The 17,181-nt window shown below is 43.6% G+C and carries 10 protein-coding genes; all 10 read right to left on the reverse strand.

What is annotated here, in order from left to right; translation table 11 throughout:
* Nucleotides 1–5: 5 nt before the first annotated feature.
* Complete coding sequence (gene orn, locus HXT25_RS00195) at nt 6–713, reverse strand: oligoribonuclease (protein ID WP_075038870.1); 708 nt, start codon at nt 711–713, stop codon at nt 6–8.
* 71 nt (nt 714–784) lie between these two features.
* Nucleotides 785–1,036: a hypothetical protein gene (locus HXT25_RS00200; RefSeq protein WP_004130611.1), complete on the reverse strand. Its 252-nt coding sequence runs from the start codon at nt 1,034–1,036 to the stop codon at nt 785–787.
* Nucleotides 1,037–1,172: 136 nt separating this feature from the next.
* On the reverse strand, nt 1,173–1,412 hold the full coding sequence (locus HXT25_RS00205) for a hypothetical protein (RefSeq protein WP_004114892.1): 240 nt from the start codon (nt 1,410–1,412) through the stop codon (nt 1,173–1,175).
* A gap of 183 nt (nt 1,413–1,595) precedes the next feature.
* Nucleotides 1,596–3,140, reverse strand: coding sequence for an IMP dehydrogenase (guaB, locus tag HXT25_RS00210; protein ID WP_004114891.1), 1,545 nt, complete (start codon nt 3,138–3,140; stop codon nt 1,596–1,598).
* An 81-nt stretch (nt 3,141–3,221) separates the two neighbouring features.
* Nucleotides 3,222–4,325 (reverse strand): MraY family glycosyltransferase, encoded by a 1,104-nt coding sequence (locus HXT25_RS00215; RefSeq protein WP_004113078.1) that lies wholly within the window; start codon nt 4,323–4,325, stop codon nt 3,222–3,224.
* A complete protein-coding gene (locus HXT25_RS00220) occupies nt 4,322–5,008 on the reverse strand; it encodes an L-threonylcarbamoyladenylate synthase (protein ID WP_004120010.1) in 687 nt (228 codons plus the stop codon). Before HXT25_RS00220 ends, HXT25_RS00215 begins: the two co-directional genes overlap by 4 nt.
* Nucleotides 5,001–5,909, reverse strand: coding sequence for a peptide chain release factor N(5)-glutamine methyltransferase (gene prmC / locus HXT25_RS00225; RefSeq protein WP_013399634.1), 909 nt, complete (start codon nt 5,907–5,909; stop codon nt 5,001–5,003). The genes HXT25_RS00220 and prmC overlap by 8 nt, the downstream gene beginning before the upstream one ends.
* 66 nt (nt 5,910–5,975) lie before the next feature.
* Nucleotides 5,976–7,073: a peptide chain release factor 1 gene (gene prfA / locus HXT25_RS00230; protein ID WP_009994429.1), complete on the reverse strand. Its 1,098-nt coding sequence runs from the start codon at nt 7,071–7,073 to the stop codon at nt 5,976–5,978.
* Nucleotides 7,074–7,240: 167 nt separating this feature from the next.
* Complete coding sequence (rpmE, locus tag HXT25_RS00235; protein WP_004114884.1) at nt 7,241–7,453, reverse strand: 50S ribosomal protein L31; 213 nt, start codon at nt 7,451–7,453, stop codon at nt 7,241–7,243.
* A 102-nt stretch (nt 7,454–7,555) separates the two neighbouring features.
* The gene (locus HXT25_RS00240; RefSeq protein WP_422118547.1) at nt 7,556–16,861 is read right to left on the reverse strand and encodes an InlB B-repeat-containing protein; all 9,306 of its coding nucleotides are present in this window, start codon (nt 16,859–16,861) and stop codon (nt 7,556–7,558) included.
* Nucleotides 16,862–17,181: the final 320 nt, after the last annotated feature.

Consider the following 17,181-nt stretch of genomic DNA (forward strand, 5'->3'; position numbering starts at 1 on the left):
TTTGTTTAATAGTCGCGCTTTTCTGCGGAATTTACGTCTTCTAATGCTTCACCGCGGCGCTCATAGTCACGAAGCAAGCTCGTGCTCTCAATGTGCTGTGCGCCAGCTTTTGCCTGTGCTTCGCTTGGGCCTGGAGCTGGAACGAACATCATGTCACGGTAATATCTCAACTCGTCAATCGACTCAATAATATCCGCGAGCGCGCGGTGGCCGCCATGTTTTGCCGGCTTATTGCGGTAAACGTCTGGGTAAAGTCTGCGCGAAATCTCCTTCAACGTGCTTACGTCGATTACGCGATAGTGCAGATTTGCCATTAAATCTGGCATGTAACGGTCGAGGAACTTTTTGTCGGAGCCAACGGAGTTTCCAGCAAGATGCGCTTTTCCGCGCTCTGGCAGGAAGCGCTTTACGTACTCAACTACCTGCTTTTGCGCTGCTTCTAGCGGCAAACCGTTTTTATTCCATTCGTCAACAAGCCCAGAAGAAGTGTGCATATTGCGTACGAAATCGTTCATATGAGCCACAGCAGCATCGCTCGGCTTAATCACTAAATCAATTCCGTCGTCTAGAACTTTCAAATTAAAATCAGTTGGAACTACAGATACTTCGCATAATTCGTCGTGGAAAATATCGAGTCCCGTCATCTCGCAATCAATCCAAATTAAGCGCGATTCTTCCGGCGTAAACGTAAGATCTTCCTTAGCTTCAGCCATTTTCGTTCCTTTCCTAATATTTTTTCGAACCCATCAGCCTACATCTTCCCAGCGACGACTAACAGCTAAAATCACATCTCTGGCATATCAGAAAGTGAAATTCTAGAATATGATCCATTTTTCTTATCTTCAGGGTGAGGCTCTAAACCGATAATAGTTATTGACATATGATCTGGACCATAAACCCAATACATTCTCATTGCACTACTTGTTTTATTCTCCAAGTAGGATTGCCAAACTCTAACACCATATCTATTTGTCAATTCTTCAATATCATGAGTATGCAATCCTGGATGCCTTGGATTTTCAGATAAAAGTTTCATAGATTTTCCCCATTTCTTATAAAGAGAAAGATCTTTTTTACTTATACTGCCTTCTAGAAACTCTTTCTTCAATCTCTCCCAAATATTAGACATCTCTGGAATACCCATTCTAATATTGAAGTTCATTCACTTACTCCTAGAAGTCAGAGAGATCAACAGGTTCAGAGACTTTGCCAATCTTAAAATTGCGGATTGCTTCACCCATACTTTTAAGAGTTTTAGAAGAGATACTCTTAGGAATAGTAAGCTCACGTGGCTCTAATAAAATACAACCATTATCACATTCTTTAACATTGTAATAAGGGTATTTAGCTCCGCGCAGAGTTACACGCTTTTTACTATCAAGACGAACGTCATAATCTTTCACTACTTCCACAAAACACCTCATTTTTAGTGGGATATCCCACTAACTATACAATAATTTTATACGAATTGTCAAAACAAAAACGACGAAAAGTTAGAAAGTAGCAAAAAAGACTTAGCTAACTCTTCGCCGTTTAATGCAAAATTACTTGCGATTTATACGCAACTTATACGCGCAACTTACGCAACTTACGATTTAGTTGTGGAAACCGCTGTAGTTTGGCGCTTCTGCAGTCATCACAATATCGTGAGGATGCGATTCGCGAAGACCAGCATCCGTAATGCGAATAAAGCGACCGCGCTCTTGCATTTCCTTAATATTGTGCGCACCAACGTAGAACATAGACTGATGCAATCCGCCAAGCAACTGGTAAAGCACAGCGTTAAGTGGACCGCGATATGGAACTTCGCCTTCCACGCCTTCTGGAACCACCTTGTCGGAGCTAGTAACGTCTGCCTGGAAGTAACGATCCTTAGAATAAGACTTCTTACCGCGAGGAGCCATTGCGCCAAGCGAGCCCATGCCACGATAAAGCTTATACTGCTTGCCGTGAAGCAAAACCTTTTCACCTGGAGCTTCCTCGCAACCAGCCAAAGTGCCGCCGAGCATAACGGTGTCAGCGCCAGCAACCAAAGCCTTAGCAATATCGCCAGAATAGTGAATACCACCATCAGCAATGCATGGAACGCCAGCAGCCTTGCAAGCCTGAGCCGCATCATAAACAGCAGTAAGCTGAGGCACACCAACGCCTGCAACAACGCGCGTAGTGCAAATAGAGCCTGGTCCAACGCCAACCTTTACAGCGTCGACGCCGGCATCAATCATAGCCTGAGCGCCTTGGCGAGTAGCAATATTTCCGCCAATAATTTGTACTCCGTCAAACGCCTTATCTGCCTTAATTCTGCGAATCATATCAAGAGCCAATCGAGCCTCGCCGTTTGCGGTATCAACCACAAGCACGTCAACTCCAGCCTCCATAAGCGCGCACGCACGCTGCCAAGCATCTCCAAGGAAGCCAATTCCAGCAGCCACGCGCAAGCGACCCTGATCATCCTTAGTAGCATCTGGATACTGCTCAGTCTTCACAAAATCCTTAACAGTAATCAAACCAGTAAGCTTGCCTTCTGCATCAACCAAAGGCAATTTTTCAACTTTGTTGTCTGCAAGCAAACGATGCGCGTCTTCTTTAGAAATATTAGAAGGACCAGTGACGAGATTTTCGCGAGTCATCACGTCTTTGACTTTCAAACGATCATAGTCTTCGGAAGCAATGAAACGCATATCGCGATTGGTAATAATACCAACTAGACGATTTTCGCTATCTACCACTGGCAAACCAGAAATATGAAAACGCCCGCACAATTTATCTAAATCTGCGAGCGTTGCATCTGGGTGAACAGTGAGTGGGTCGGTAATCATACCAGACTCGCTGCGCTTAACAATATCGACTTGCGCAGCCTGATCATCTATAGAAAGATTGCGATGAAGAACACCAATTCCACCATTTCGAGCCATTGCAATAGCCATATCGGACTCGGTTACTGTGTCCATTGCTGCAGAAATTGCAGGAACTTTCATAGTGATTTCGCGAGTTAGATGAGTAGTTGTATCCACTTCGGAAGGAATAACATCAGTCTCATTTGGAAGCAACAGCACATCATCATAAGCAAGGCCGAGCTTCTCGAAAATTGGTGGAACAGGAGCATACACGGATTCCGTGTTCATATCAGTTGTAGCCATAGGGTTACTATACGTTTTTGCTATGACGTTTGTAAAAATCGCGTTTCATAAACTATGATTCGCGAGTATTCGAGTATTATTTTACGAATTTCGTAGCTCTGGCAGCCGCCTGCGCAAATATGGCATCATTGTAAGAACTGTAAGCAGCGCTGCCGCAATAATCATGCCAACAAGCACGTAAATTGCTTTAAAGAACAGAATCATTATTGACCCGAAAGATATAAGCGCCGCCCATCCCCACAAAATAAGTACTGCTCCTTGCACAGAATGCCCAATGCGCAACATTCTGTGATGCAAATGCATGCGGTCTGGATGCATTGGCGACTGCCCTTTTGCAAGCCTTCTGCATATTGCTAAACACATGTCTAACACTGGCAAAAACAGCACTAAAATCGGAAGCAAAATCGGCATAAATACTGGCAAATATATGCTTGTGTGCACTGCAGATGGATCTAAGTGACCCGTCATTATAATAGACGCGCAAGTTATTAAATACCCGATTAGCATGGAGCCAGAATCACCCATAAAAAGCTTTGCAGGATGCCAATTGTGCAAAATAAACCCTAAGCACATTCCAACCATTGCAACATCTATAAGAGTTGCCATTGAAGCATAGCTTGGAGATGTGCGCGCAAGAATATAAGAGTATGTCGCGAAGGCGATTCCGCCAATTGCCACAATTCCAGAAGCCAGTCCATCTAGTCCGTCTACAAAGTTGACTGCATTAATTGAAGCCACGATTAGTATTGCGGTTATTGCGATTGAAAGACTTGGAGACGCTGTAACTAGAGAGCCGAGCGGCAATGTTACGATTTGAAGCCCTCCCCATGCTACAAAAACAGCTATTAGCAATTGACCTGCAAGTTTTAGCATCCAATCTAAGTCCCAAATGTCGTCACAAACACCCAAAAGGCATACGAGTACAGCTCCAGCTAAAACTACCCACGGCTGGTGTGTTCCTGTAAAAAGCCCTGAAATAAAAGGCATGGAGCTTGCAAACGCCATTGATACAGCAAAGCCGAATAGCATTCCCACTCCACCCATACGTGGCGTAGGTATTGTGTGCACGTCGCGAGCGCGCACTTTTCCCACGGCTCCTATGCGAATCGCAAGATGACGTACAAGCGGCATTATTAGCCAAGTTGCGCCTCCTGCGATTGCTGCTATAAACAGGTATACCCTCATTTCTTGCGACTTTCTGCTCTTATCTGTTCTTCACTTATTACGCCTTCGCGCAAAATCACAATTCCGTCTTTATCGCTTGCATCCGCGCCAACTACTGTGCTTGCTACGTGTGAGCGAGTTGGACCAGCATTTAAATACAGCGGAATTTCGTCTCCAAAAGCTGCTACTGCCTCTTCTACGCTGTCTGCGCTCTCGTTTCCGCTGCGATTTGCGCTAGACGCAGCCAAAGGGCCCGTAACTCTTAAAATTTGCATTAATTCTGGGCAATCTGGCACGCGCACGCCTTGCGTTGCTTCAGCTTGGATTTTGTTTTTATTATTGTTTTGAACGTCACTACTATCTGCTTTACAAAGCGTAGCAAGCCTTGTAGCTACCGAATCTTTTCTTGCGCGAGCGATTGGCGAATATCCGCCTGGCAGGAATTTTTCCGCCAGCACGTCTAATGGGCTTGGCAAGTAAAGACCGAGTTTTTCTAAGTCACTTACGCTACTCATAAGTATTTGCAAGGCTTTTGTGCGCGGCCTGCGTTTTAATTGGTAGATTTTCACTACTGCATCCTCGTTAAATGGGTCACATGCTACTCCGTAAACTGTGTCTGTTGGCACTACGATTACGCCGCCTGCGTTGATTATTTGCGCTGCAAGTTGCAATGATTCTTCGTTAATCGTGCAAATTTTACTCATTTTTAGCCTCTTTTTTGCATACTACAAATCTTGCTCTGTTTGTTAAGTCGTTTTTGACTTTTGCGCTGCTAAATCCTACGTTTTTTGCATAATCTGCAAGCGCTTCTCCTTGCGTAATATCGTGTTCCATAATCATTATTCCACCCCTACGCAAATATGCAAAACTCGCTTTTACAATTTTTTGCGGTATTAGTAGCCCATCTTGAGATCCACCATATAGCGCCATTTTAGGGTCGTAGTCGCGAGCTTCAATCTGCTCTACTGGCTGGCTTTCTGGCACATACGGCGGATTTGTGATTACTACATCTACTTTCTCTTTAATCGCAGCTTTTTCAGGCAGATTAACGTTTGTAGCATCACCTAATATTGCGTGATATCTGTTTAAAATATTATATTTTTCCGCGATTTTGTTGTAGTTTTTTTGCAAATATTCAAAAGCTTTGGGAGACTTTTCCACAGCCCACACTTGCGCATCTGCAACTTCGCTTGCAACCGATAATCCAATCGCTCCCGACCCTGCGCACAAGTCTAAAACAATAGGATTTTTTAGATTATTTGCGCGAATCCAATCTAATCCCTCTTGAACTACCACTTCTGTCTCAGGCCGCGGCACAAAAACACCTTTGCCAACTATTAGGTCTATGTAGCGAAAAGTAGCGCATCCAATAATGTGCTGCAATGGCTCGCGCGAAGCACGTCTAGATATAAAATCGCTATATTTGCTAGCATAATTGGGCAAAAAATCCTTAAAATCGCCAAGTATTAGCGCTTTGTTTAAGTCTGCCAAACTTACGCCACAAGCGTGAGCCAGTAGCAAACGTGCGTCGTATTCTGCCGACTCTACTCCTGCATCTTCAAGTTTTTCGGCAGATGCGCGCAAAATGTGCAAAATTTCTTGCATTTTACAAGCCACGTGGTGATTTTACTTATCTTACTTAATTTACTTGGATAACTTAACTTACTTGGCTTACTTGGCTTTAGCTAAGCGATCGGCTTCATCCGCCTGAATATCGCTGTCTATAACAGGCTGCAAGTCTCCGTTAAGCACCTGGTCAAGATTGTATGCCTTGTAGTTTGTGCGATGATCCACAATACGATTTTCTGGGAAGTTGTATGTGCGGATTCGCTCAGAACGGTCCAACGAGCGCACCTGCGAGTGGCGCATATCTGCAGCCTCCGCAGCCTCCTGCTCGTGCTTCATGGCTAGCAAGCGCGATTTTAGCACGCGAAGAGCTGCCGCACGGTTTTGAATTTGCGACTTTTCATCTTGCATGCTAACCACAATTCCAGTTGGAATATGCGTCATGCGAACTGCGGAATAAGTAGTGTTCACGGACTGTCCGCCAGGACCAGAGCTCATGAAGATGTCGATTTTCAGGTCTTTTGGATCGATTTCGATTTCGTCGTCGTCTTCGTCTGCTTCTGGGAACACGATTACGCCGGCTGCGGAAGTTTGAATACGCCCTTGCGATTCAGTTACTGGGATTCGCTGCACGCGATGCACGCCGCCCTCGTATTTCATGCTTGCCCACACGCCGTCTTCTGGAGCAGGCGTGCCTTTTGCACGAATCGCAAGCTGCACGTCTTTTACGCCGCCAAGCTCCGTCGAATTTTCGCTTTGTATTACAGTAGTCCAGCCGCGCTTTTCCGCGTAACGCATGTACATGCGCAATAAATCGCCAGCAAACAGAGCCGCTTCTTCGCCGCCCGTACCAGCTTTGATTTCCATAATCATGTCTCGCGCATCGTCTGGGTCTCTAGGAATCAGCGCTGTGCGCAACTTTTCTTTTGCTGCTGGAATTTGTTCTTCTAATTGTTTTGCTTCTTTTGCTAAGTCTTCGTCTTCGCTTGCCATTTCGTTAGCTACTTCGTAGTCTTCGCAAAGCTGCTTGTAGTTTAGGTACGCGCTTACGATTGACCCGAGTTCTGCGTGTCTACGACCGAGCTTGCGAATTGCGTCTGGATTAGACGCTACTTCTGGCTCTCCCATGCGATTTTCAATATCGCGGTATTCGTTTAGAGCTGTAACCGCTGCTGGGAACTGTTCCTCTACTGACTCAGCCATTTTGTTCCTTTGTAGTCGCGTATAACGCGGATTTTGAATAGAAAATATTAAATATTGAGTTAAGTATTAAATATTAAATAAGACACATGAGCACATGTATGTTTAGCACATAAAACGCCAGCCCCGATTCCGCGAGTTACACGAAAGCAGGGCTGGCGTTTAAAAAGCTACTTAGTCTTCTTACCGTAGCGCTTCTCGAAGCGAGCCACGCGGCCGCCGGTGTCGAGAATCTTCTGCTTGCCGGTATAGAATGGGTGGCACTTTGAGCACACGTCAACCGTCATATGATCGCCATTTGCGGTGGAACGAGTTACGAAAGTGTCTCCGCAGGAGCAGGTAACCTGCACTGCGTGATAGTCGGGATGAATACCCTGCTTCATAATGTCTCCTATGGAATTCGGGCGACCCGGGTCGCAAAGCCCCAATAGCTAAGCGTGAACCGGAACCTTCGTTATTCTAGTCACTACCCTCGACTCAACAAATCAACTTTCGTTATCTTCGTTCTTACGTCTGCGATGCTTAGCAGCAAATCCAGCTAAACCAACAGATGCCAACAAGCTGGCGATTAACGCGGACTGTGTAACGTCACTACCCGTTTGAGGCAGAGCTTCTGACGGCTGTTTTGCAGTATCCTTCACAGCTTCTGGCTCTGTTTTTTGCTTCGGTTCCGTAGCCTGTTCAGGTACGACTTCAGTCAAAGGAGATTCAGGCATTAGAATATACGGATATGATTCTGGCATCGGATATTCTTCTTGTCTTGGCTCTTCTTCTGGCTTTGACGGAGCTGGTGTAGGAGCTGGCAGCACAGGCGTTGGAGCAGGTTTGCTCTCAGAAATCACATCAATTTCAACAGTAATTTCCGCTTCGCGACCATACTTATCGGTAGTAGTAAACGTTAGCTCAACTTTCGGCTTGCCGTCAACAATCTTAGGCGTGCCAGAAATCTTGCATTCAGTACCAGCGCAATTTGCGTTAATGCCGTTTACAGAAGTCAAGCCTTGAGCAACTAACTCGTTAATAGTTAATGTCTTGCCATCTACTGTAACCATTGTGTTATTAACATCTCCTTCAGTCATGTTTTGCAATCTGAAGTTCGTTAGAATACCCTCGCGAGCAGAACCACTAAACTTAAACTTCATAGGAGCCATCTTCTCGAAGTTTGCAGTAATAATGGTTTCGCTTTCTGGGAATACCATTGCAATATCAGCGTCAGTAATACCAGCTTGTACAAGTAAATTCTTCAAAGCTTCAATAGTTGAGTGTTGTGAATTACGAATTATTTTTGCCGTATATGACTTTCCTAATGTTTCAGCAACAATAGCCAATCTATTACGACTTGCTTCATAACTCATATTCTCGTTATTTATAGCTTCAGCAAGAATATTCTTTATAGCCGCAAATGTAGAATTCTTAGATTTGCGGATTACATTAGCTGTAAACGACATGCCATAGCGTTCAGCAATCTTAGCTAATGTTTCACGCTCAATATCAGTTGATTTGTGGTTATCAGCACTGTTATAGATGGTATCAATATGTTTAGAGTAAGATACTTCATCCCAATTCTTGAATATGTAACCTTTGTTAGCAAGAACGTCTGGAATATAATTATTTATTTCAGATATTCTATCTTTACGCACCCAGTATGTATGTACTCGTGACTGCATAGTTCCGCCATTGCCAGCTACATACGTTACCTTTGTGTAGTTTTCTAAAATAAACTTTCCTGCTTGACTGTTACTTGAAGGTAAATCTCTCTCTGCAATCACATTCGGAAGCACTTGAATAGGTACATTTTCATAACGTACTATCTTTGCACCCTTCTTATTTGGATCAGATGTTTCAACCCTCACTCTAACAGTAGTAATGCCCGGCTTTGCAATACGAACGGAATTGGCACCGGAAGAATAAGCTACACCCGCACCATGCATGCCCGCAATCTCTAGGTTATTAGGATCAACACCAGACACAAGCTCATCAGGAGCAGGAACTTCGTCTCCAACACTCTTAACAAACTGAGATACATTCACAGGCATATCAGCAATCTGATTTGCAACATATACGCGAATTTGTCTATTCTTATTTGTGTCAGTTAACGGAACAGGTTTGTTGCCTGCATCATAAACTTCCCACTTGCTAAAGCCCTTAAGCTGTTGCTTTAACTCATTAGTTTTATTATTAACGTCATTTTCATATGTAGTACTATCGGACTTAAAGTAGATAACTTTCGGTTTGTATGAGCCATCATCCCACTTCCTTCCGAAAGCTGGTAAGAACACATACGGCACGTAGTTATCTGGAATTTTCTCATTACTCTTCGCGTCGATGATGTTCATCACCTTTTCATACACTGCTTGGTATGTAGTATTTTCAGAGTACTTTAATTTGCGAATCTCATCATTCGTTAACAACTTTTCACCATTCGCGTTTTGCACATCAACGCTAGTTGCAGATGCTGGTTCACTTACCATCAAAGTAGTGACAGGAATTTCAGGTTGATTTGCTAAGCTTCTTCTTGCACGCGAACGAGCATCAGAATTATCATTATCAACAAAATTCTCAAGCTTCCTCCAGCCTTTGAACACGTAATGGTATCCATCAGCGTCATAATCCTTGCCAACAGCTTGCGGAGCTTTTACGCCCGTAACATCGTCTTTAAGAACGTAGTACAGCTTAGTAGTATCTTTATCAAGGCTGCCCTGATCTTTATGATCAACTTGATTGGCATTTATAAAGTTGACCTTAACATACTTATCCTTATTGAGAACAAGATCACGCTCTGCAGCAACACCCGTAAGAGGATTAGTATCGCCAGGCTGATGTGAAGGCTGAGTACTATCTGGTTTCGGTAGGCTCTTATCGTACATCAACTGGTAAATCACCTTTAAGCGTCCTACAAGTCTATAAGTCTTGTAATCTGCTGCATCCTTATACTTAACTGTAACTTTCAAAGGAACAGTGTACAAAGCAGGTTTCTTAAGCATCTTCTGCTTTAATGTATTTTGTTCAGCTTCAGTTGGTAAATCATATTCGACTTTTATGTCTTCTACGCCATTATTCGTAGCAGCATCTGCTTTGAGTTGAGGCATATTAGTTATAAAATCGGTTAACTTTGGAAGCGTGTCAGGCTTATCTTGCACAGCGACCAAGTAATCAGTCTGCACTGTTGGTTCTGTCCAAGGGGTTTGATCTGCCACGAACTCTTGGAATGGTTCATTGACTTTCCACTTGTCAGTAGAGTCAGCGACATTTGGAATTGAATCAACCTTCTTACCGTCGTTAAGCATGCTGCTTCGAGACCAAGTTCCCTTAGCGCCAGTTAGCTGATTATTAAGCCAAGCTAATGCGCCACTTCCTTCTTTTGTAATCTTCTCAAGATCAGTACCCTTCTTTACGTAGAACACTTTAGGGCCGCTTGTGCCATCCTTCCACAATCGCCCTGGAGCAGGCTTGAAGATTGCGACTACAGCATCCTTAGGAACTTCACCACCGTCAGAAGTGCTAGAGAAGTATTCAATCTTCTTGTAAACAGCGGTGTAAGTTTTGCCAGAATTATCGTCAACAGTAACATCTTTATAACGACCTTCAGGATCGATATCGTACTTCTGCTCTGGATTTGGATTCTCAGCAGTCGGTTCTACAACCTTAGTCGCCCAGCCCTTGAACACATAGTAGTAATTATCTTGACCGTGATCCTTACCGAAGGCTTGCGGCACGCGGATTCTAACTTCCTTACCCTTATAAACGTACGCAGTAAGAGTAGTTTCTCCGCCAGCAGGATGATTAGCATTATCTCCATCGTGACCAACAATAGTGCCTTCATCATTCTTTCCGGTAAAAGTAATCGGCGCATACTCGTCAATATGAGCTTTGCCGTAGTCGCTAGTCTTAAACTTATCCCAATCGCTTGCGTACACCAAATCTGGCAGCACGCGGTACAGCACTTCAGCTTCAGCACTGTTATCACCAAGCTTCACTTGCACTTTAATCTTGTGCAAGCCTGGAGTGTTGTCAAACTTTTCACCATCAGCAAAGCTGAACTTAGCACCATCTGGATAATCACCAGCATTCGTTATAAGCTTCTTAGCATCATCACTATTTGCAATACTAATATTCTCAGTTGGCTTAAGCACTTGCGGAGCTGCAGCAACAGGAGCTTTTAGCTTGAATTTAGCAGTGTAAATTACCTCAGGACTGTTCTGCTCTTCGGAGCGAATCGGCAAGCGACTTACGCCATCAGCATACTGAAGCTTCGTAGAGCCAGCATCATACGAACCAATTTGCGAAGTCCAGCCATCAAACTCATAGCCTTGCTTTGCTTTAACTGTTGGAAGCGGCATCTGGTATGCCTTCGTGCCCTTAATTGCGTCGTACACAAGAGCAGAGCCGTCAGCTACATCCTTGTTCTGCCAGTCAACAACGCTACCCATAGAGCCTTGCTTATCATCCACTTTGAACACGTAGCGCGTGTAGTTGGTTGGGCGATACTGATTATCGTCCTGGCGCTTAAGCACGCGAACGTCTTTATACTTGAAGGTGATTGTAGGGATACCGTTAGTCTGCTTACCTTCGCTATCAGTAGTATAAATAATATTCTTCTGCGTAGTTTCCGGCATAAAGCCTTCAATCGGCTTGTAGAATGCTACGTCATAGTTTCTATTTACAGAGCTGACTTCGCTTTCTGGAAGAAGATCCTTGCCGTTTTGATCAATATACTTTACCTTATACTTGCGCGTATTGTACGTTTGGTAAATAAACTCGCCAGTATTCTGCTTCTCATCACTCGAGGCTTCAAAGCTCGTGAAATGCTTATCCGGGAAGTGCGTTTCGTCACTGTAGACTGCTTCAGCATTGTAGCGCAAATGCTCGCGCAAACCTGAAACCGTTTGAGTAGAAATGTGATCCACCATCGCGGCTTTTTCTGCGTCTGAAAGACCCTCTTTCTTATAGTCAGCAAACGTGTACCTTGGCTTTAAGAATATGTGCTTAAAAGTACCGTTGTAGCGAGTATCCCTAACCCACACTGCATCAAGCTTTATATCTTCTACTACTTTATTGCCAAAAGCGTACGGCAAAGTTTTGCCGTTCTTAGTAATTTCCCAACCGTAGAAGTCGTAGCCCTTACGCGTTGGAACCTTTATATCATTCTTTTCGTCAATAACATTGTAGCGAGCGAACTCTTTTTTCTTAACTACATCTTGGATAGTATTGCCGTTTTCGTCAGTTCCAGGCATATGGTAGTCAAGCGTCACAGTGTGCTTAATATTAGTTGGCTTACCCCAGGCAGCGTAAAGCTTAATGCCGTTGACTGGCATTGTAATATCTTTGTTTTCGCCATTTATAAACTGAGTACCAGCCTGATCAACAGCCCAGCCTTTAAACACATAGTCTTCTGGCAAATCAGCAGGGCGAACGATGGAGTAAGTCTTGCCGTTAAGTGTGAATGTGTACTTGCCATCGAACTGAGTTGCGGTGTTATCACCACCATCTTTAGTTACAGAAGCATCATAAGATGTATCGTTTCCGTATAAATCTTTGTCTTCGCCCGTCAAATCTTTTTTGCCGCGCTTAGTCAAGCTATACTCGAACGGCAGGCTCTCTTTAGCAGAGCCATTGCCGTCCTTTATAGCATTGCCATCCGCATTATAAAACTGCACATCATACGACTTGCGGTCGTATCTAAATTCAATTATTTTGTTTTCTTCAAATTCAGTTGCATCACCAGAATAATCTTCTTGTTCATCTACTGGAACGCCCCTAAATTTTCTAAATTCTAAATGATACTTTTTAGCAAAAGCATTCTTCTCATCATCACTTAAATCATCCCAATTCCCATGACCATGAGATTCGTTATACCACTCTTCCCGTTTATCTTCAAAGTCGTCTGAATCTAACGAATCACTAACTTTTGTCTTATCATAACCATTAGCAGGATTAAAACCTGCAATAGATGGAGCTGTATATTTATAGCTATCGTTGGAAGTATCATCTTTGCTATATGAATCAGTTGAAAGCTCATAATCATTGTCGTCTATATCATCGCCACCGTTTTTAGCAGACGCAATACTTTGCTTCCTAATAATCACCTGTATAGGCGCACTTTTACTACTGGTATCAGCAGTAAGCAGACGCTGATTATCTTTTAGCTCGTACGCAGTTTGGGTATTACTCTCAGGGTCATCGCTAATTTTAGGCACTGTTCCAGCACCATTCTTAAGAGCAACACGCAAACTAGGGTCAGCAAATTCTTTTATAGTAAAACGATACGGAGGAGTGTCACGATACTCTACTTTCCCTGAATATCCAAGCTGCCATCCTAAAGAGCCTATATCTTCTTTATTAAAATCTAATTCATTTATATCAGGCCAAATATCAGTAAGCTTTTGACCGTAACGAACATTTACGCGGTAACCTTTATGGTTAATTACATTGCCATTATCATCTTCGTTATTATTATCATACTCCGTTGAACAATCGCCGCCGCCAGCATAGCAATAAATAGTTGTTTTGCCGTTTTCGTCTTTTCTTTTTATAGCAGCATTGTTTAAGCTATCATTTTTTATACCAGCAGGCTTAGCAAAAATAAGCTCGTAAGTATTGCGGTCGTAAACTAAGTTAAGAGTGTTGTTTAAGTCGTCAGCGCAAAGCTGCGATTTACTACGTTTGCCTAAATCTGGGCGACCCGGCACAAAATCATGTTGCTCAGTATTAAGCTTTTTAGTAAGCTCCTTATTCACATGGAAGTAGCGCGTAAATAAATCCTTGCCTTTATTTTCAGCGGCACCAGGATTCGCGGTATTGTACCCATCTAAGCTTGTTACAGGCGTATCGTTCATCCAGTTGAACTTTGAAATTAAGCCAGTCTTATGGTCAGAATCTTTTCCCTGCAGCTCTTCTTTAGTTAAGCCAAGCTCTGGGGCACTTACATAATCATCCGCGCTTGTTCCATTAAGAGCATTAGCGTCCTTAATAACGCCGGCATCATCCATTTTATCAAGCGCAACGTCGCTATCTGTCTTCACATTCTTGCGCTCAACAAGACCAACAAAGTCGTAGTTTTTAAGCGAATTTGGATTATCTTTGTCAACTAAATCCGCTTTTTGCACCCACACGTTCACGCGGTAGCTAGTAGTATTGTTCGCTTCCCAATTAGCGCGGAATTGCACATTGTGATCCGGCATCTTGTAGTCATCAAGAGAAACAATAGTATTCTCAGCATAAAGCGGATCACTCTCTTTGCTAGGATCTACTAAAGACCATCCTTTAAAAGTGTAACCGCGCCTAGTTGGGTTCGTAACTTGTGGCACATCTTGCTGGTAATACACTTTTTGAGCAGTAACATCCGTGCCGCCATCAGAATCGTACGTAACTTCATACGCTTTACGGTAGTAGCGAAGGTTCAAAACTAGCTTGTCTTTTTCATCTTCAGAATCCGAAAGCGGCGAGCTAATAAGATTATGCTCCGGTTCGTAGCCTGGGATGTACGTTGAAACAGCTGTTACATCCGAGCCAACTATGCCAGTAATCTCTGTAACGTGTATTTTCTCAGTAGTGCCATCCTTATGCGTTACAGTAATTACTTTACCTATACCCAAATTAGGAGCATCGATAAACTTATCCTTATTATCGAGATCTTGCACCAAGTGACGCACATAGTACTTAGCTGTTTTAGGAGCGTAGTTGATGTTCAACTCGCCGTAGTACTGAATGCCGTCTTCTGCTGGCATCTGCGTAGAGGATGAAGATTGCGGATTTGTAGTTGTTTGAGATGATGAGGTTTGCGGAGCTTGAGCGACGTTATTTCCCCCAACAGCCTGCCTTTTCTTTACAGCGTATTCTTTAATAAGATTTTTGTCTAGACGCAAGTAGCGAACAGCGTCCGCATTCGTACCGTCGTCAATAACGAACTCGTTTTTATCGTTTTTAATGTAGTACTGGTATGTGCCTGAATGATATACAGATGGGCGGTATCCAGCAGACTTTGGAAGCTCAATATATTCGTACTTGCCATCTTTGCCAAGATTATCGAAGCCGGCTTTGTCAATCGTAAGCTCGTACGGCTGCACAAGCTGCTTATTCGCAGCGCCACCAATCGTATAGCGAATTTGCAAATTGTATGTAGCTTTTGGCTTTTTGTCGGTTTGTACCTGTTCGTTGGCTTGCTCTGTGCTCTTCGCCTCTGGATTATCTGTATTCGGCTTAATTACCTGGCTGTTTGGATCAGTTGCTGCGTTATTAGTTGTTGTGCCAGTGTTCTGTGTGCCAGCGGTCGGTGTAGAAGCAGGTGAAGCAGGTGAAGGCGTTGTGTCAGAAGCTGAAGGCGTAGCGCTTTTATCTTTGCCAGTGACGTCTGTACCTGTAACTGCACCTTGCGCATTATCATGCGAACCTTGTGCAGTGCCTTGTGCAGTTGGATTTTCTGCACTTTGCCCTTGCGCACCTTGCCCCCCTTGAGCATTGCCATTGCCTTCTGCACTTGGGCTCGCTGTATTTCCAGCACCAGCGCTAGATTCTGTACCTGCTGAAGGTGCAGAAGCAGACGGAGTTTCAGGCGCATTACTTGCAGGAGTTACACTACTCCCCTTGTTAGAACCGTTTGCACTTTCATCAACACTCCTACGAGAACGCACTTTTGGCTTATTTGCATCATTTACTGTATTCGCATTTTCTTCGTGAGTGCTTGAAGGTTGTGCGTTTGTATTCTGCTCTATAGCAGGCTGCTGATTTTCAGCGTGTTCAGTCTGCGCTGTATTCTGATTTGGTTCAGCCTTTGCCTCTGGTTCCGTCTTCGCAACAGTCTTTGCACTTGCAGGCTGTGAAGTTTCTGGTTGTGCAGATTGCTTCGCTGCAGGAGCAGCATCCGGCTTTACAGCATCAGGATTTGTCGCAGCCGGCTTTGTGTATGAAGCCTTTGTATCTGCTGGCTTTACAGAATTTTCAACTTTAGGTTTTGCAGCAGTTGGCTTTTCAGTCGTTTTATGTGCATGTACAGACGCGTTCGACTTTGGCTTCTCCGCGACTTTACCAGTTTCAGCTGGATTGGTTTGCTCAGCATTAGTATGCTTTGCATCAGACTTCTTCGCAGATTTTACAGGTTTTGTAATCTCAGAACTTGCTGTACCTTGCTCACTCTTAGTCGCAGTCTTAGTAGCACTATTATCGGCACTATTAGTAGCAGATCTATCCTCAAAATTATTAGTATCAAAAGAACGATTTGAAGTCGAAGACGAATCGCCATTTGTAACAAAATATTCGCCATAATCCTTAACACCTACGGAAGAATCGCCAGCAACCGTTTCCTGATTCTCAGCGCCTTCAGCTATAGAATTAGAATCAGTATTTTTAACTGAATACTCTTTAGCAGAACCAACCATCTGACGCGTAGTACGATCAAAAGTAGCACCCGTGTTAAGCAATCCATGCTTATATAAGCCGTTTCCATCGCCCTTGCCATCGCCCTTGCCATTACCATTCCCAGCACCTTTGCCAGAAGTCTTAGCAACACTATTTACATAAGACGGATCAAAAGAATCAGGGTTAAAAGAAGTCCTAGCTAAAGCCGCTGCGCCAGGCAACACCATAGACAATGTAGACGCTAAAGCTACAGCTGCAACGCCAAGGCGATGACTAGAAGCACTAGTAGCAGTAGACGAGGAAGAACGCTTAGCAGCCTTAGCATTTTTCTTAGCGCTCTTAACGTTATTAGCGTTCTTAGCGTCGCCAGAAACACTCTTATGCTTAGCAGATTTAATGCTTAAAACGTCACTACCACTATTTTTAGTTCTAGCCAATTCGACTCCCAAACTCCGTTACATCTAGTACATAGAATCAACATGCACGTTTAGTATTTAACAATCAAAATACACAACATACGGCAATGTTTAGCAACCAGTGCACTCCAAAAAAATACTTAACCTTTATTATTTAAGCACAAGCTATGGATACCCCCCCCCATAAGCATTGCAATTTCTGTGTTTTTGGTGTTTCTTGTACTAAGTGAAATACCATGCTTGGTAGAGATTCTCGATTTTTCAAAAAAAAAAACCGCGCAAACCAAGAAAATCTTGACTATGCGCGGCTTATAAAATCTTAGAAAATCCTAAGCAAAACC

Origin of the sequence: Gardnerella sp. DNF00476 (genome assembly GCF_049262735.1) — a bacterium.
In the GTDB taxonomy this organism is placed as follows: domain Bacteria; phylum Actinomycetota; class Actinomycetes; order Actinomycetales; family Bifidobacteriaceae; genus Bifidobacterium; species Bifidobacterium vaginale.